The organism is Spiroplasma sabaudiense Ar-1343, assembly GCF_000565215.1.
Classification (GTDB): Bacteria; Bacillota_I; Bacilli_A; order Mycoplasmatales; family Mycoplasmataceae; genus Spiroplasma_B; species Spiroplasma_B sabaudiense.
Map to the genome: position 1 here is coordinate 92,613 of NZ_CP006934.1, position 18,718 is coordinate 111,330.

General features: G+C 32.2%; 15 protein-coding genes. All 15 read left to right on the plus strand.

The features are described 5' to 3' along the window. The 15 genes from SSABA_RS00400 (at position 1) to ptsP (ending at position 18,592) form a co-directional block, all read left to right on the plus strand. Entirely contained in the window at positions 1–2,064 is a 2,064-nt protein-coding gene (locus SSABA_RS00400) for an ABC transporter permease subunit (RefSeq protein WP_025250632.1), read from the plus strand. After that, a complete protein-coding gene (locus SSABA_RS00405; RefSeq protein WP_025250633.1) occupies positions 2,064–2,990 on the plus strand; it encodes an ABC transporter permease in 927 nt (308 codons plus the stop codon). Before SSABA_RS00400 ends, SSABA_RS00405 begins: the two co-directional genes overlap by 1 nt. A 300-nt stretch (positions 2,991–3,290) precedes the next feature. Further along, positions 3,291–5,768 (plus strand): vitamin B12-dependent ribonucleotide reductase, encoded by a 2,478-nt coding sequence (locus SSABA_RS00410; protein WP_038673600.1) that lies wholly within the window; start codon positions 3,291–3,293, stop codon positions 5,766–5,768. 33 nt (positions 5,769–5,801) lie between these two features. Continuing rightward, on the plus strand, positions 5,802–6,878 hold the full coding sequence (locus tag SSABA_RS04900) for a cob(I)yrinic acid a,c-diamide adenosyltransferase (protein ID WP_051464661.1): 1,077 nt from the start codon (positions 5,802–5,804) through the stop codon (positions 6,876–6,878). Next, positions 6,878–7,342 (plus strand): hypothetical protein, encoded by a 465-nt coding sequence (locus tag SSABA_RS00420; protein ID WP_025250636.1) that lies wholly within the window; start codon positions 6,878–6,880, stop codon positions 7,340–7,342. Before SSABA_RS04900 ends, SSABA_RS00420 begins: the two co-directional genes overlap by 1 nt. A 143-nt stretch (positions 7,343–7,485) precedes the next feature. Further along, positions 7,486–8,190 carry a purine-nucleoside phosphorylase gene (deoD, locus tag SSABA_RS00425; RefSeq protein WP_025250637.1) on the plus strand — a complete coding sequence of 235 codons (705 nt, stop codon included), beginning with the start codon at positions 7,486–7,488 and terminating at the stop codon, positions 8,188–8,190. Positions 8,191–8,194: 4 nt separating this feature from the next. Then, positions 8,195–9,148 carry a tRNA (adenosine(37)-N6)-threonylcarbamoyltransferase complex transferase subunit TsaD gene (tsaD, locus tag SSABA_RS00430; protein WP_025250638.1) on the plus strand — a complete coding sequence of 318 codons (954 nt, stop codon included), beginning with the start codon at positions 8,195–8,197 and terminating at the stop codon, positions 9,146–9,148. A gap of 45 nt (positions 9,149–9,193) precedes the next feature. Continuing rightward, positions 9,194–9,988, plus strand: a complete 795-nt coding sequence (locus tag SSABA_RS00435) for a MurR/RpiR family transcriptional regulator (RefSeq protein ID WP_025250639.1) — start codon at positions 9,194–9,196, stop codon at positions 9,986–9,988. Positions 9,989–10,013: 25 nt separating this feature from the next. Beyond that, positions 10,014–10,934: a type I phosphomannose isomerase catalytic subunit gene (locus tag SSABA_RS00440; protein ID WP_025250640.1), complete on the plus strand. Its 921-nt coding sequence runs from the start codon at positions 10,014–10,016 to the stop codon at positions 10,932–10,934. A gap of 135 nt (positions 10,935–11,069) precedes the next feature. Next, a complete protein-coding gene (asnS, locus tag SSABA_RS00445; RefSeq protein ID WP_025250641.1) occupies positions 11,070–12,434 on the plus strand; it encodes an asparagine--tRNA ligase in 1,365 nt (454 codons plus the stop codon). A gap of 114 nt (positions 12,435–12,548) precedes the next feature. Beyond that, on the plus strand, positions 12,549–13,496 hold the full coding sequence (locus SSABA_RS00450; RefSeq protein ID WP_025250642.1) for a glycosyltransferase family 2 protein: 948 nt from the start codon (positions 12,549–12,551) through the stop codon (positions 13,494–13,496). After that, complete coding sequence (locus tag SSABA_RS00455) at positions 13,496–14,188, plus strand: RDD family protein (RefSeq protein WP_025250643.1); 693 nt, start codon at positions 13,496–13,498, stop codon at positions 14,186–14,188. Before SSABA_RS00450 ends, SSABA_RS00455 begins: the two co-directional genes overlap by 1 nt. Before the next feature lie 9 nt (positions 14,189–14,197). Beyond that, a complete protein-coding gene (locus SSABA_RS00460; RefSeq protein WP_025250644.1) occupies positions 14,198–16,378 on the plus strand; it encodes an ATP-dependent helicase in 2,181 nt (726 codons plus the stop codon). 69 nt (positions 16,379–16,447) lie between these two features. Continuing rightward, a complete protein-coding gene (locus tag SSABA_RS00465; RefSeq protein ID WP_025250645.1) occupies positions 16,448–16,711 on the plus strand; it encodes an HPr family phosphocarrier protein in 264 nt (87 codons plus the stop codon). Between the two features lie 156 nt (positions 16,712–16,867). After that, a complete protein-coding gene (gene ptsP, locus SSABA_RS00470; RefSeq protein WP_025250646.1) occupies positions 16,868–18,592 on the plus strand; it encodes a phosphoenolpyruvate--protein phosphotransferase in 1,725 nt (574 codons plus the stop codon). Positions 18,593–18,718 lie beyond the last annotated feature (126 nt).

Consider the following 18,718-nt stretch of genomic DNA (forward strand, 5'->3'; position numbering starts at 1 on the left):
ATGGATTTTAAAATTGATAGCTGGCTAATGCGAGAAAAACTAAAAATTTCGCTAAAGTCAGATAAAACAAAAACCAAACTAAAGTACATTAAGGCTTCTGCCCTTGCTTTAACTTTTGGTATCGTTCTTGGAATTATTATCATTTTTGCAAATGGTTATAACGGAATCGGTTACTTTTTTGAGTTATTCAAAGTTTCTTTTAACACAATCAAATTTGGAAATGGGCAATCTGATTTCGACCGAATGATGAGTCACTTTTCATCTTATATCATTTTGGCATTAGGATTAGCCATGGCATTTAAACTAGGACTATTTAATATTGGTGGTTCTGGGCAAGCTGTTTTGGGTGCTGGTCTTTCAATCATCCTTGTAGCTGAAATGGAAAAATCAACTGGAATTTCTTTTGCCACAGTTGGGGGAAGTTATATTGTAGTAATTTTCCTAATCTTTGTATTATCTGCGGCGACAGTGTCTGCTCTTGCTGGAGTTTTAAAAGTATTTTTCAACATTCATGAAGTTGTAACAACTGTTATGATGAACTGAACAATATGATACTTTATTCGCTGAATCATCATGAGAAATTCAGAAGATTATATTAGTACAAATCAAGAAACCAAAGCTTTTGATCACAATTGAATAAGCATTGGGGGTAACCAATGAATTCTTGGGATAATCCTAGCGATTGTTTGTGTTGGAATAGTATTCTTTGTTTTAACATTTACAACTTTTGGTTATAAATACAACGTTGTAGGAAAGCAACATGAAGCGGCTAAATATGCTGGTATTAATAACAAATCTTTTGTTATTGTAGCAACAGCTATTTCAGGGGCTTTGATCGGAATCGCTGCTTTTATCTATTACATTTCAATCGAGAAAAAAATTGGTTATGCAACTAACACGCTTCCCACATTTGGTTTTGATGGAATATCCATTGCACTTGTGGCCTTTAATAATATTTTTGGAATAATTCCAATTTCATTCTTATGGGCTGTGATTAAGAGTTCTGCAACAGCAGCAACGGGGAATCCATTATATAATGGACTTTCAAATGAGGCAGCATCACTGATGTTTGGAGCTGTAATTTATGGGGCAGCCATTTACTCAGTCTTCTACCGCTTTGTACCGATTCAAAAAATTAAGTTTAGAATATATCAAGCAATGGATTTCAAAACTAAGATCGAGTACAAAAAAAACCTTGCAACAATCAAGGATTATAAACAAGAAATTAACAGTATTAAAAATGAACGTAACGCAGCTTTAAAATTAGTACCTAAAGTTGAAAAAAAATTAGAAAAAAATCAAAATGATATCAGCTACTTATTAACTCCAAAAGAAATTGCCGCAGCACCATTTAATGATCGTATAAGTATCATTAAAAGCAAAATCAATTCTCTAAAAGTTTTAAACAAAATTATTTGAGAAGAAGGATATCAAATTTACTTAAATAATGGACTACGCGGCATAAAAACTTGAAAACAAAAAAATGACAATTTAATCTTAGGGACAACATTAGACGAGTTAACTGAATTTGTAATTGAAAGAAACCATAAGGTTTTGCAAAGCAAGAAAACCTTTAAACAATTTTTAAAACATTCAGAACAAATGAATGATTCAAAACTTGATGATGCTATTTTAAAACAAAACGCCAAACAAAAACATGGGGTTGAAAATGCAGAACAAGAATTGTTGGATAAGACAATTGCCATTAACACCGACTTTAAAGAATCGCTTATGGATTATAAATTACGTCGCGATTTAGAAATTAAAAATGCTAAGCAAGAAGCTGCAGTTGCGGGGGAAAAATCAGTTATCGCCTACAACAAAGTTATTAAAGTCAATAATGAAAATTATAAATTAATGTTAGAATCGGTAAAAAAAGAGTATGAAGTAATTGAAGAAAATTTGAAAAGCCAATTGCAAGAATTAAAAAGTATTTATCAAAAAGATTTAGAAATTGCAAAAGGTGACAATCAAAAAATTAAAGATCTCAAAGATAACTATGAAAAAAATCTTATGAACTTAAAAGCCCAAAGCTTTGAGAAAAAAATGGAGGTGAAATATTAATGATTACAGTAATGTTCGCCTTCATTTCTGGAGTTTTTGCCATCTTTCTAATCGCAGCAATTTCAGGAACACTTTCAGAGAGAGCTGGAGTTGTCAATATTTCGATTGAAGGTTTTATGACAATGGGTGCTCTATCATTTGCAATCGTTGGAAGTTTTATGAATGAAGATGGTCAAAATAATTGATCTCAAATTATTGCTTTGCCAGCAGCAATGGCAGTTTCAGGACTGTTTGCGCTACTTCACGGGTACGCTTCAATTAGATTGAAATCAAATCAAGTGGTAGTTGGAACCGCAATAAATATTTTAGCGCAAGGAATTGCTTTATATTTGGCCACTTCAGGAATCTTGGGATCAGATGGTACTAGAATTCCAACAAACTATTCACCTGTTCGATTTGATGGTAATGCTGGGATTCTAAACTTGTATCTAGTAATCGCCATCGTTGTTGTAATTGCTGTGGGGGTATTCTTCACCTTTACTAAAACTGGTAAACGTTATGCAGCTGTTGGTGAAAATCCTAATGCTGTTGATGCAGCTGGAATTAACATAATTAAATACCGCTACTTTGCAATTGTTTTATCAGGGATGTTAGCTGGATTAGCGGGAGCAATGTTCGTTGTTGTAAAAACTTCAGGAACGTTCCGTGGTTCAACTGATGGTTGAGGATTCTTGGCCTTGGCAATCATGATCGTTGGGCAATGAAGAATGAAATTTATTGCCCCGGCCGCATTATTATTTTCAGTAATGTTTGGTCTTGGAGAATGATTATGAGCAATCAATGGAGTACCACTATTTATAAGTCAAAATGCAGATTTATTAAAAGTATTTCCATTTCTTGGTTCGCTACTTGTTATGGTGTTATTTAGTAAATGGTCGAAAGCTCCAAAAGCTTCAGGAATCCCATTCGATAAGGCTAAACGTTAATAGCGAAAATATTCTTACCTTAAAAAGCCAATTTTGCAAAAGATGCTTTTATAAGGACAAAATATATTTTATAAATTTATTAAAAATCGACTCAATAGAGTCGATTTTTTAATTATGATTAATGATTTAAAAAAACATATTTTTTTGGGTAATTAATATAAGATTTACATTAAAGCAAGTAATAATATAATACTATAAAGTGATTGTGTTTTCAAATTTAAATTATAAAAATCCTGCTATTTTAGAAATTAATTAAAATAATGCGATAAAATAAATGTACTATATTATGAAAGGATTACCATGTATTCAAAAAAACTAATTGAGTCACTAAATAATGACATAAAAACAAATTTTCAGAACTTAAAAGAAATTAGCCCAAATTTTAAAATTACTTTTGAGGGAGTTTCTAGAATGGTTATGTTAGATCGTTATTCTCAAAAGGATTTGGGATTAAAAACTTTAAAAGTTGGCGATCTTGTAATTACAACAATTAAACCCGACCCAGTTTTTCCATCAAGAGGAATTGGTAAAATAATTAAGAAGTTAAAAGATGACCGCTTTCAAATACAAATTGAACCAAGCTATGTTGGGATCATTGATCCAGAACTAACCATTGAAAGTGGTTTGGAAGATGTTGTCATAAAGAATTTAATTGAAATCGATAAACCCCTAGAAATCTTTTGAGAGCAAATTGCTTATCGAGTTGGTCAAGCACTTGGAAGAATTGAAAAAACAGATCAAAAAATAATCAGCGAAAAATTCACCCAAGAACTTGAAAAATTAAATGTTATTCCTGCGGGAAGAGTTTTATTTGGTGCTGGAAGTAATAGTGCTGTAACTTTTTTTAATTGTTATGTAATGCCCTTTATAAAAGATGATCGAGTTGGAATTGCTGAGCATCGACAACAAGTCGCAGAAATAATGAGCCGTGGTGGAGGGGTTGGAACCAATGGTTCAACCTTGCGACCAAGAGGCGCAATTGCTAAGTCTGTTGGAGGAAAGTCTTCTGGATCGGTAAGTTGATTAAATGATTTATCGGGACTAACTCACTTAATTGAGCAAGGTGGTTCACGTCGAGGAGCGCAAATGATTATGATGGCTGATTGACACCCAGACATTATCGAATTCATTATTTCAAAAATGCAAAATACAAATATTTTATTGTGATTGCGTGAACATTCACAGTCACAATTGATTCGCGAACAAGCCAACAACAAATTGCGTTTTAAGCATTTAACTCAAAATGAGCGCAAAATGCACGAAGCCATAATTCAAAATAAAAAAAATATTGATGAAAACATTGTTGGAGACTCAAAAGCAATTTTAAAAGCCGAAGGAGTTTGAACCGTTGCAAATCCTGATTTTTTATCAGGGGCCAATATTTCAGTAACAATTACAGATAAATTTATGTGAGCGGTTGAACGCGATCTTGATTGAGAACTAAAGTTTCCTGACTTAGATTCTTTAGATGCAAAGCAAAAAAACTTCTATGACACAAATTGAGACAAGATGGGTGATGTGTTTGAGTGGGAAAATAAAGATATGCCAACCAAGGTTTATAATAAAATCCCTGCTCGAGACCTTTGAGACCTAATTAATTTCTGTGCAACTTACTCTGCTGAGCCAGGAATATTTTTTATCGATAAAGCAAATAAAATGACTAATGCACAAGGTTATGGAATGAAAGTTGTTGCCACTAATCCTTGTGGAGAGCAACCCTTAGCTCCGTACTCAGTTTGTAATCTAGCGGCGATTAATCTAGAAAACTTTGTAGATAAGCAAAACAAAACAATACTTTATGAAAAATTAGCAGAAACCGTTGCCAACTGTGTTCAAATGCAAGACAACGTTATTGATGCAACTCCTTATTTTTTAGAAGCAAACAAAATTCAAGCTTTAGGAGAACGACGAGTTGGACTTGGGGTAATGGGGCTTCACGACATGCTAATTTGAGCGGGATTGCGATACGGATCTTCTGAGGCCAATAAAGTAGTTGATAAAGTTTTTGAAACAATTTGCTTAAGTGCTTATCGAAAATCAATTGAAATTGCAAAAATAAAGGGATCGTTTCCGTTTTTAAAAAATAAAAAAGAATTTATTAAATCAGGATTCATCCAGTCACTACCCAAAGAAATTCAAAACGATATTGAAAAATATGGAATTCGAAACTCTCACCTTCTAACGGTTGCACCAACGGGATCAACTGGAACAATGGTGGGGGCTTCAACAGGATTAGAACCTTATTTTGCCTTTTCTTACTTTAGATCAGGAAGACTTGGTAAATTTATGGAAGTTAAAGCCCGAATTGTTGAGGAATGATTAAAATATAATCCAGAGTTCATTGATAAACCACTACCAGATATATTTGTTTCTGCTATGGAATTATCACCAGAAGAGCACGCAGATGTGCAATGCATTATTCAACGTTGAGTTGATTCTTCAATTTCAAAAACTGTAAATGCCCCAAAAGGTTATACTGTGAAGCAAGTTGAACAAATTTACAACCGACTATACAAAGGTGGTGCCAAAGGTGGTACAGTTTATGTTGATGGGAGTCGCGACACCCAAGTTTTATCACTAAGTGATGAGGACCAAACAATGGAAGACAATCTTGAAGTTATTTCAGCTAATAAATTAGGCAAACCAGTTGAAGGTGAACAAAAAGTCGGTAATGAAATTGGTGATCTTTGCCCGGTTTGTTCAATCGGTACTTTAATTGATTCGGCTGGATGCGTTACTTGCAACAATTGTGGAGCTCAACTGAAGTGTGGATTATAATCAAGGGTTCATAATGAAAGTTGAGGACTTAACTTGAATCAGCGTGTAAAGCTATTATTCCGCTTAACAATTATTCCAGTATATGCAGCAATGGTTGTTGGTGCAAAAGAAGCTTTGGCTTTAGTGCCAAACATTGAATTAGTAACCTTTTTATTAAGTTTTGCAGCATTGGTCTTTCCTGTTTTAATGGTTCTGGGAATAATTACGGTCTTTACTTTTATTGAGGTTTTTATCTATTCTTATGGTGTGGCAAATTGAATGCTGTTATATTTGGTTGCTTGACCAATGTTAGTTTTAATAGTCTTGCTACTTCGTAAAGCAATTAAGTGAAATTGAATTATTTTTGTTATTATTAACACATTGTTTGGTTTTGCTTTTGGATTAATTGATGCCACTTTGAACTTCTTTGTTTGATTTAATTTTGATTTTCCAGTAACGGTGGCATATTACTTAAGAGGAATTACTTTCGACATAATTCATGGAGTTGGAAATTGTTTGATTTCATTTATTTTATATAAACCTGTAATGTTACTGTGAGAAAGTCATTTAAAAAAATACTTGGGAGGTATTGAAACAATGAAGCAAGAAAAAGGCTATTTTCATATTATTATGGGGGAAGGTAAAGGTAAAACCTCAGCTTTAAATGGAATGGCTCTAAGAGCAATCGGAGACGGCTGAAATGTTAAATACGTCAGATTTTTAAAAAATCGTCCCACTAGCGAAAACAAGGTTTTAAAAAAAGCCAAAATTGTTGTCGAAAATTACTACCATTTTTCAAAAAAATTTATTTGAGAGATGGATGATGCTGAACGTGTAGAATTTAAGGCAGAAACCCAAAAAGGACTTGACCGATTAAAAAAAATTTTTCAAGACAGCAACATTGACATGGTTTTAATTGACGAAGTATTAGGAGCAATTGAAAATAAATTAATTGACGAAGATGAATTTTTACTAATTTTAAAAAATCGCAAACCTAATATTGAAGTTGCGATTTCAGGTCGATACGCATCAGATAATTTAATTAAATATGCTGACTTGGTAAGTAAAATAGAACCCGTAAAACACTACATCGATCAAAATGTGGAATCTAGAAAAGGGATTGAATATTAATGGGTGATAAATTTAAAATTTGAATTTATAGTTCAATTGCAGCAGTTTTCCTAGCTATTTCGGTGGTATTAAATGTTATTTTTATTTCAAAAAATTTACTTTTAAAAGATAGCCTAAATCAAAAAGAAAATATTTTTTTAACCACAATTACCTATGACCGTGATAATAATCTTTTATATGAAAAAACTTTTGTAAATGTTGAGGCCGGTAGTTTTTATGAAATTACCAAAACAGATAACAGTTTTCAATATTCTGACCCGGGCCCTTTCGGGGTAATGTTAGAAAATGTAAAAAATTACGAAAAGGCTAGTAATGAGTATTTTGCAATAACTTCAAGTACTCACGAAAAGTGCGCAGGGAAAGGTTATGATCAAGAAAAAGAACCAAACGCTTGTGAAGTTGGAGCATCATCTTTGATGGTAACTAAACCAGAAACTTTTGTCATTAAATTAATGGCGTTTTAAAATCAAGATAATAAATAAAAACATTTTAGTTTTTATTTATTATTTTTTTTATATAATACATATAGAAAAAAATTTATAAAAAACTAAATATATAATTTTTACTCTATGTGGTAATATAATGGTGTAAAGGCAGGTAGACAAAGATGACACCACATATAGAAGCTAAAAAAGAAGAAATAGCAAAAGTAGTAATTATGCCAGGAGACCCCCTAAGAGCTGAAGTAATTGCTAAGAAATTCTTAACCGATTACAAACTAGTAAATAAAGTTAGAAATATGTTTATGTATACTGGAAAGTACAATGGCACAGAAGTAACTATCGCGGGAAGCGGAATGGGTTGTGCAAGTATTGGGATTTATTCGTATGAATTATTTAAGTTTTATGATGTAGATAGTATTATTCGAGTTGGTTCAGCTGGAGCATATAGCCCTAATTTAAAAATTTATGACATTGTAAATACAACAATTGCTTTTGGGGAATCACCATTTCCTAAACTTGCAGCTGGAATTGACAGTAACGAAATTTTGGCAAGCAAAAAACTATATGATTTGATAAACCAAACCGCTAAAGAAAATAATATTAAAGTAACTCCAGCACGAGTTCATTCAAGTGATGTATTTTACCGTAAAACAGACTCGATGGCTTATGCTAAAGAAAATAATTTGGACTGTGTAGAAATGGAATCTTTAGCATTATTTGCAAATGCTGTGGAAACTAAAAAAAATGCAGCATGTCTACTAACTATCTCAGACAGCTTTGTGACAAAAGAAGTGACAACAGCAGAAGAGCGTCAAAATAACTTTATGGATATGATTAAGATTGCTTTAGAAACAGCAACAAAGCTGTAAATAAATGAAGCTTTTAGCATTAGAATCAAGTTGCGATGAATTAAGCATCGCAATTTTAGATAATGGCAAAATTTTAAGTAACATTATTTCGAGCCAAATTGAAAGACATAAGGAATTTGGGGGAGTAGTGCCTGAACTTGCAGCGCGGCTACACTTAGAAAATTTGGACTGAGTAATTAGCTCCGCTTTAAAAAAAGCCAAAATTGAAATCGACGCAATCGACGCAATCGCATATACCCAAGCACCTGGTCTTATCGGCAGTTTAATTGTTGGTAAAATTATTGCTGAAACCATTGCAATGTATTTAAATAAGCCACTAATCCCTTGCGATCACATCCAGGGTCATATTTATGGTGCAAGTATTGATAATGAATTTGTCTATCCTGTTTTAGCTATGGTTGTTAGTGGAGGTCACACACAAATTGAATTGATTAATTCAGTTACAGACTATCAAATTATTGGCCAAACTCAAGATGACGCAATCGGAGAATGTTATGATAAAGTTGCTCGTTATTTAGGATTACCTTATCCAGGGGGTCCTGAAATTGATAGACTAGCTGCAAGTGGCAACTCTCAAATTTATCCACTACCAATTCCAAAAACAACTCAAGAATTTGACTTCTCTTATTCAGGATTGAAAACCGCTGCAATAAATTTAATTAATAAAATTAAGCAAAAAGGCGAAGAAGTTGATATCAATAATTTTGCAGCTTCATTCCAAGATGTTGCGGTTAAAACAATTATCCAAAAATTTGATTTAGCAATTAAAAAATACCAGCCCAAAACAATAACTGTTGCTGGAGGAGTTAGTGCTAATTCTTTAATTCGTCAAGAAATTCAAAGATTGGGTAATGAAAATCAAGTTCCAAATATAATTATTCCAAAAATGGAGTATTGTACCGATAATGCGGCAATGATTGGAAAATTAGCACAAGAATTAATAAATATTTCCAAATAATTGATATAATAGTTGTATAAAGAATTTTTAGAAGGAGGTATTTGTATGAGGTCATTTTTAGTAAAATTAGCTACAATCGATGAAAATATTTTAACTAGTCGAGAAACGCAAATTGTTGAGTATATTAAAGCGAATTTACACGAAATTGTAAACAGTAATATGAAGATTGAAAGACTAGCACAAGAAGTGGGAACGGGTTATAGTGCAATCTATGGACTTTTAAATAAGCTAAACATTAGAGGATATCGAGACTTTTCGATTTCGCTTTCAAATGATGCAGATTCTCAAGAAATCGAAGTAGCTAAAAATGATGAAAATGTTGCAGCGAGCTATATAAACTTAATTAAACAAAACTACTCTTTAATAGAAAAGCGCGCTATTTTTGATTCATTAAAACTACTAAGAAAGTCACAAAGAATTTTTATTTGTTATTGAGAAAACTCTCTTATGGGTCCTGCACAAGTTTTAGAGAACTTTTTATATAAAGAAAAATTAAATTGTTACTTAATGGATAATGACTGAGATACACTAGTTGATCGCGTTGAAACATTAAGAGAAGACGATTTATTCATTTTTTATACAAAATATGGTCAATCAAAACACCTTGAAAGAATCATGGAAAAAATTAAGGATAAAAATGGAGATATAATTTATATTTCTGGAAGAGTTTCAAATCCTGAAATTGCTCGAATGGCAAACTCATCACACACTTTAATTATTGAAAATTATGAATCAACTCAATTTAATAGCTATGTATCCCAATCGGTTCCGTTTCACTATTTCAATGATTTATTTATTTATCATTTTGTGAATACATCAAATCAAGAAAGAACCGATTAAGGTTCTTTTTTAAAAGGAGAAAATAATGGAAATATTAAAATTACAACCCTTTTATAGCGAGCGTCTGTGGGGTGGACAAAAGTTAAAGACTTTAGGATTTGACATTCCTGCGGATAAAAAAATAGGTGAGGCCTGAATAATTTCTGCCCATGAAAATGGAATGTCTTACATAACTACACCAGGAAAATACCAAGGCTTATCTTTGAAAGAGTTATTTACTAAGCATACAAAATTATTTGGTTCTGGTTATAGCGAATACCCATTGCTGGTTAAAATAATCACTGCCAACGATTATTTATCGGTTCAAGTTCACCCTGATGACAACTATGCTTTAAAACATCATCAATCTCTTGGAAAACCAGAAAGCTGATATGTTTTGGAAGCTCCCAAAAACAGCAATTTGATTTATGGACATAACGCTCAAAGTCTTGAGGAGTTTCAAGAGCTTGTAACAAATCAATCATGAGACAAATTGTTGAAAAAAGAGCCAATTCAAGAAGGCGACTTTCTCTATGTTCCTCCAGGAAAAGTCCATGCTATTACCCCAGAAGTTGTAATTTATGAATTACAAAGGTCAAGTGATATAACATATCGTCTTTATGACTATGATCGCAAGGATAATCATGGCAATCCGCGAGAATTGCATATTCAAGAATCTTTGGATAATACCAAAATTCCTGATACCGATCATTTTATGACTGCAAATGCTCAGGGAAATGTTTTTTCTTCAGAATACTTTAGCCTAAGTATCGTTGAAGCTCAAAACCAAAATAGCTTCACTTGTCCAGAACAAGCTGATTGACTACAAATCACAGTAATAGCTGGTGAGGGTTTGATAAATGGAGTTGATTTTAAAAAATCCCAATCAGCAATTACAATTAACGGAATTGAAACTTTAGAAATTTCTGGAACTTTAAAATTATTGGTTTCTTGAATCAAAAAATAAGTTAAAACTTTTAGAAAATTAAAAGTTTTAACTTTTTTATTTTTACTTCAGAAAATGCAATATTAGAGACCATTTTGAAATATATTAGATAAAAATTATTGTATAATTGTTAAATAAAGTAAAAGGACGAAAAAAATGGATTTAAAAAAATTGTTAACTAGTTATCAAACACTAGACCAAAAAACTATTACTCTAATAGGTAGAATTCGCAGCAACCGCCAAGGGAAAGTGGTTTCGTTCGCGGTAATAAATGATGGAACTGATATTAATGATGTCCAAGTAGTTTATAAAAGTGATATTCAAGGGCACGAAGATGCACTAAAAGCCCGTGTGGGATCAATAGTTGAAGCAACCGGAAAAATTATTTTAACTCCGGGAAAACCTCAACCGTTTGAAATCCAGGCAACTGCCATCACACTATTAGACCAAGCAATTGAAGAGTACCCGTTGCAAAAAAAGGAGCACACCCCTGAGTTTTTAAGGGAAATTGCACATTTGCGCGCAAGAACCAAAACCTATAATGCTGTTTTTAGGGTGCGTTCAACTCTGGCTTTTGCTATACATAAATTTTTTCAAGAACAGAATTTTGTATACGTGCAAACACCAATTATTACAAGTAACGATGCTGAGGGTGCTGGAGAGGCTTTTGTGGTAACCACAAGAAGTGATGATAAATATGAACAAGATTTCTTTGGTAAGAAAGCCTCGCTAACAGTTTCGGGACAATTAAATGCTGAAGCTTATGCTCAAGCCTTTAAAAACGTTTATACTTTTGGACCAACATTTAGAGCCGAAAACTCTTTTACAACAAAACACGCCTCTGAATTTTGGATGATTGAACCCGAAGTCGCTTTTGCTGATTTACAAGATAATATTAAGTTAATTGAAGAAATGCTAAAAAGCATAATATCATATCTATTTGAAAAAAATAAGGCAGAATTGGAATTTCTTGAAGCAACCCAAGAAGAGGGTCTAATAAAAAAATTAGAAGGAATTATAAAAGCAGATTTTGCAGTAATGAAATATGAAGAAGTTTTAGAAGTTCTAAAAAAGGCAATTTCAAACGGTCACCAATTTGAAGAAAAAAATATTGTATTTGGTTTAGATTTAGGAACTGAGCACGAGCGTTATATTTGCGAGCAGTTTAATAAAAAACCGACATTTGTAATTGATTATCCAAAAGACATTAAAGCCTTTTATATGAAAGAAAATGATGATAAAAAAACAGTTGCTGCAGTTGACCTTTTAGTTCCAGGAATTGGAGAACTAGTTGGGGGAAGTCAGCGAGAAGCTAGTTTTGATAAAATTATTCAAAGGGTTAGAGATATGAAAATTAACGAAGAAGAATTAAGTTGATACACTGATTTACGTCGTTTTGGATATTTTAAGTCATCAGGTTTTGGTTTGGGATTTGAGCGTCTAGTAATGTATGTTACGGGAATGGCTAATATTCGAGATGTAATCCCATACCCAAGAACACCAAAAAATTTATTATTTTAAAACCCTTTTTGGGTTTTTTCATTTAATGTCAAAAATAGATTCTTAATGAAAGTATTATTTTTTTATAAACCAGAAATAGTGTAAAATTATATTAAGAATTGAAGGTGAATTAACATGATAGTTTCAATAATAATAGCAACACAAGGTAAAAAAACACGCCTAGTAGAATCATTTTATAGTATTCAGCAGCAAACAAATTCAAACTACGAAATTATAGTTATTAATGAAGGTAGTGACAATGAATGTGAGCAGCTTTTAAGACAAGAGTTTTTAAGAAATAAAAATTTGAAAGTTGTTTTTAATACTAAAAATCAAGGAACAGCTTATGCTTGAAATATTGGAATTGAATTAGTATCGGGAAGATATTTTGTCTTTTTAAAAGAGGGAAATACAATCGACCCCAATTTTGTACAAAGAATTGAAGATGTAATCAAAAGTAATTCAGAAAAAGTGGACATTATGGAATTTACAATTCAATATACAAAATTAAGTGATTCTAAATCAGACTCGGTTCTAAAATCAGATCACCTATATAACCTAAAAACAGATTTTGATCCGTTTGCTTATACAAATCCGATAATTTATAACAAACTTTTTAGAACAGACTTTATTAGAGAAAATAATTTTTCATTCCGTCGCTTTACAAGATTTGATGCTTTGTTTGTTTATAAAGCCCTGGGGCAAGCAACAAACTATCTATATATTTCAGAAGTTTTAATGAATCACAGATTAAGCGTTATGAGATATTCTGCTTTTGACCTAGTGAATCAATGACCTCATATTATGAATTACTACCGCCGAGTAGGAAAATTCAAAAAGTTGAAAGACGAAATTACCTACGCTTATTACAAAGATTTAATCTATCGTTTCTTATGAATGATTACAAAGTTTGATAATAAAATTCTTGTTAAAAAAGGGGTCGCTTTTGTTGAACGAAAAATAGGTAATAAGTTAGATGAGATTAAGGAAAACCCAGTGTTTTTGAAAAATCTTGAGCCTGAATTTGGAAAGATTGTTAGTAATTTAAAAGATTACTTTAAAGATATCTTAAAAAATAGTTAATGGAAGATTCACAAATTAAAGAGCCAAGTGGCAAAACTTGAGAGATTGCTTCAATGACAAGGATTGGGTTTGCAAGAATTTTTGATTTATTAATTTGTTCAATCCCGGCAATGATAGCAACTTTTTTCTTGCCGCTTCAAGGTTGAACCTCAATTTTAGCAAGTTCCATGATTGCTTTTGTCGTACTTGTTAGTTATTTTATTGTAGTTCCTTTGTTTTTCCATGGAAACACAATCGGAAAAATAATTTTTAGAATAAAGTTAAAAAAGGCTTCTAAAATTACTTTTTTAAACATTTTTTTGCGAGAAAGTTTTTTTGTGATTTTACCTTGACTAATTTCGATGTTACTAAAAATTGGTGCTTTTACAATTTTTAGTATTGGTGATTCGCAAAATGATAATCCTAATTCTAACGGCTTTTGAATTGCTTTTGCAATTGGGCGACTGGGGGACTTATTTTATTTAGTCTGAGCTTTATTTTTATTTTTAACAATTAAAATCCAAACTAATCATCAAAGCGGAATTGACTTGCGCTTTGGAATTTATGCTGTAAAAAATATTGCCTTGGAAGACCGAAAAGATTTCGTCAAATCAAGCCCTACAGAAGAAGTTGGCAAACACGTTCACCTCCAAGACAATCTTCCAGCTAAATTTTCAGAAGATGTTATAAAAGAAATTAATGATATAGATTAGGGAAAATATATGAGCACACAATTTATAAAGGACTTGAATGTTGACCAACTAAGCGCTGTTACAATTGCTGATAAACCATTGAGGGTAATTGCAGGGGCTGGTAGCGGGAAGACAAAGGTTATTACATCAAAAATTACCTATTTAATTTCTGAACTAGGAATTCCCAGTTGAAAAATTTTAGCAGTGACATTTACAAATAAGGCTACTAAAGAAATGAAGACGCGAGTTCAAAAAATGATGCCAGAACTAAAATCACAACCATTTATCAGTACTTTTCATGCCTTGTGTGTCAGAATTTTGCGTGAAGAATTTTTAGAAGTAAATTTAGAAAAAAACTTTTTGATTATTGATACAACAGATCAAAAAAATATTATCAATAAAATCTTAAAAAACATTAATATTAGCTCGGATTCAATTCGTAAATATGAAAAAATTGCAATAAACAAAATTTCAGATTGAAAAAATAACTTTATGAGCCCAGCAGAAGTTCAAGATCAAGCAAATAGTGAATTTGATTTTCAAATGGCAAAAACTTATGAGAGATATTTGGCTGAGTTAAAGCGTTTAAACTCAGTTGATTTTGATGACTTAATCTTACTGGTGCATAAGTTATTTAAAACAAATATTGTTATTCAAGAAAAATGAAGAAACCGCTTTGATTATGTTTTAGTAGACGAATTTCAAGATACAAATGAAATTCAATTCGATTTAATTAAGTGATTAACTTTAGGAAAAGATAACTTAACAGTTGTTGGTGATCCTGACCAAACAATTTATTCTTGACGCGGGGCCCAAGTTGGCATTATATTGAATTTTGAAAAAAATTACAAAAATGCTAAAACTGTTATTTTGAAAGAAAATTACCGTTCCACCCAAAACATTCTAAATTTGGCAAGTGATTTTATAACCCACAATAAAAACCGAGAAGCAAAAGAAGTTTTTTCAAATAAAAGTAGCGGTGAAAAAATCGCCTTAAAAGAAGCGGCATCAAAGGCGTTTGAAGCTAAGTTTGTCGTTGAAAAAATTAAAGAATTGGTTGAAAAAGAAAATTATAAGTACTCTGATTTTTATATTCTATATCGTATCAATGCCTGGTCGCTAGATTTTGAAAAAGCGCTAAACCATTCAAAAATTCCGTTTCAAATGGTTGGGGGACTGAAATTTCGCGACCGTAAGGTAATCAAAGATATTTTAGCACTTTTAAAACTTGCAACATTTGGGGATGATTTAGCAGCCTTAAGAGTTCTTGGTTTTACACCAAAAGTTGGAGCAGTGACGATTGAAAAATTAAGCAATATTGCACAAGAAAACAATTTATCGATTTATGAACTTTTGACAACTCGAGAAGATCTAGTTAATTTGGTATCTAAAAATTTAGGTGATATTATAGCGGCACTATTGGAAGGTCAAAGTTTAATTAATCAGGGAATTGGAGTTTTTGAATTTACAAAGAAAATGCTAAATTTAACTGGATATTGAGACCGCCTAAAATTTTTAAATAAAGATGACGACAGCTTGCAAAATCTACAGGCTTTCTTGGATCAAGTCGAAATTTTTGACAAGGATTTTAAAGTCGATGAATACGGCGAAGAAAATCACGTCCTAGCATTTTTGCAAAATGAGGCTTTGGATAATTCAGAAATTGATAATTTTACGGCAAACAAGGTAACTTTAATGACAATTCACGCAGCTAAAGGATTAGAAAACAAAGTTGTTTTTATTGTCGGTTTAAACAACAACGTCTTCCCATTAAGGTCGGCCTTTAATTCAATTTCTAGTCTAGAAGAAGAAAGAAGAGCCTTGTATGTTGCGATTACAAGAGCAGAAGAAAGGTTATTCCTTTCATATGTTGTTGGAGAGCGCTCTTATATTTCAGATGGTGAACTATCACCTAGTCTGTTTATTAAAGAACTTAATCAGGATTTATACGATTTTGAAAAAAATATTTTTTATCACTCTGATGGAGTTATGAGCTCAAATCATTTTGATAACTTTAATGCTTCATTGCCAACAGCTCAAAAAATTGATTCCAATTATAAAAAGGGAGTTTTGGTAAAGCACGTTATTTTTGGTGATGGTGTTGTAACAAAAGTTCTTGAGCGCCAAGTAATGGTGGCATTTGATAATCCAAAAATTGGGGTAATGTCAATTTCAATTAATAGCACTGCATTACAAATAATAAAGCATTAAGTTTTATAACTATTTACAAATTTTACAAAAAGTTTATAATCATTAAAGTGAGAAGAGGAGGATTATGAAATGGCACAATTTACTGCAAAAGTTATTGATAAAGTCGGGCTTCACGCAAGACCAGCATCAGTTTTGGCTAAAGAAGCTTCAAAATTTCAATCAGAAATTAAAATTAAATCTGAAGGAAAAGAAGGTAATTTGAAATCAATCATGAACGTAATGGCATTAGCTATTAAATCAGGGGCTGAAATCACAATTGAAGCAACCGGAGCTGACGAAAAAGAAGCAATCGCTGCAATCGAAAAAGCAATGAAAGAAAACGAAATTATTTAATTTTGTAAAAAACCACCATAAGGTGGTTTTTTTTAACTGTTTTTATATTATTGGAAAAAAAATTTTAATTTTAATAATATTTTCTATTGCAATTTCTAACTTTGAGAAAAAATAATATGTATAATAAGAATTGAGTATAAAAAAGGGAGAATAATTATGAGTAAAAAAATCACCGGTATTGGAGCTAGCGAGGGAATCGCGATTGCAAAAGCTTATGTTTTGGTGGAAGATCACATTAAGGTATCAGATACAAAGGTAAAAGATACTAAAAAAGAACTAAAATTAATCGATGAAGCTCTAAGTAAAGCTAAAAAAGATTTATCAAACTTACAAAAAATTGCATTAGAAAAATTAGGTCCTGAAAAGGCGGCTATTTTTGAAGCGCACGAACAAATTTTAGAAGACCCAGCAATGAGTGAAGAATGAAACAAATTAGTTCAAGAAGAATTTTGTAATGCCGCTTTTGCTGTTAAAACCGTTGCTGACAAGTATTCAGCAATGTTCTTGGCAATGGAAGATGACTACTTTAAAGAACGTGCCGCGGATGTAAAAGACGTGACAGAACGTCTAATTCGCTATATTTTAAATATGCCAGTCTTGGACTTAGCAACAATTGCTGAAGAAGTAATAATTGTCGCAGATGACTTAACCCCAAGTCAAACAGCGCAGCTAAATCCAAAATTTGTTAAAGGTTTTGCCACAAACATTGGTGGAAGAACAAGCCATGCCGCTATTATGGCTAGAAGCTTGGAAATCCCAGCTGTTTTAGGATTAAAAAATATTACAACAACAGTTAAAAGTGGTGAAATGCTGGCGATTGATGGTCAAACAGGAAACCTGGAAATTGCGCCAAGCGATGTAAAGGCTTGAGCAACCAAAGAAGAACAGTTCAAAAAAATTAAGCAAGAATTAATGTCGTTTAAAAACAAAAAAACCATTACAAAAGATGGGTTTGATAAATTCATTCTTGAAGGTAATATTGGAGCACCAAAAGATGTTGAAGCAGTTTTGAGTAATGGAGGAGAAGGGATTGGACTATTCCGTTCAGAATTCTTATACATGGACAATGATCACTTCCCAACTGAAGAAGAACAATTCGTTGCATATAAAAAAGTTGTTGAAGACATGAATGGCCATGTGACAATTATTAGAACTTTAGATATTGGTGGAGACAAAAAATTATCATATTTTAAATTCCCAGAAGAAATGAATCCATTTTTAGGATATCGTGCCATTCGTTTTACATTAGATCGTAAAGATATTTTTAGAGAACAAATTCGCGCTTTATTAAGAGCTAGCGCATTTGGACCTTTAGGAATTATGTTCCCTATGATTGCCACAATTGATGAGTTTAAAGCTGCAAAACAATTCACCTTAGATTGCAAAAAAGAACTTGAAAAAGAAGGGGTTAAAATTGGAAAAGATCTACAAATCGGAATGATGGTCGAAATTCCTGCTGCTGCTGTGAACGCAGAAAATTTTGCAAAACATGCTGACTTTTTCTCGGTTGGAACAAATGATTTAGTACAATACTCAATGGCTGCTGACCGTATGAGTGAAAACGTTACTTACTTATACCAACCTTACAATCCCTCAATTTTAAGATTATTAAAAATGACAATTGATGGAGCCCACAAGCACGGTAAATGAGCTGGAATGTGTGGAGAAATGGCTGGAGAGCCCCAGGCAATCCCGCTATTAATGGGACTTGGTTTGGATGCTTTTAGTATGTCTGCCACAAGTATTTTGCGTGCTCGCAGCATCATTTCAAAACTGACATTAAAAGAAACACAAGAATTAGCATCAAAAGCTCTTGATTGTGAAACAACAGATGAAGTTTTAAAATTGGTTGATGCATTGCTGGCAAAATCAGAAAAATAATTTCAATAAAATGAACTTACAAGTTAATATCATTGGTGCTTGGCTAAATGATTTGACTTGGTGGGTTCATTTTTATTTTTTAAAAAGCTATTCCTTTTAAAAAATATGTAAAAATTACTTATAAAT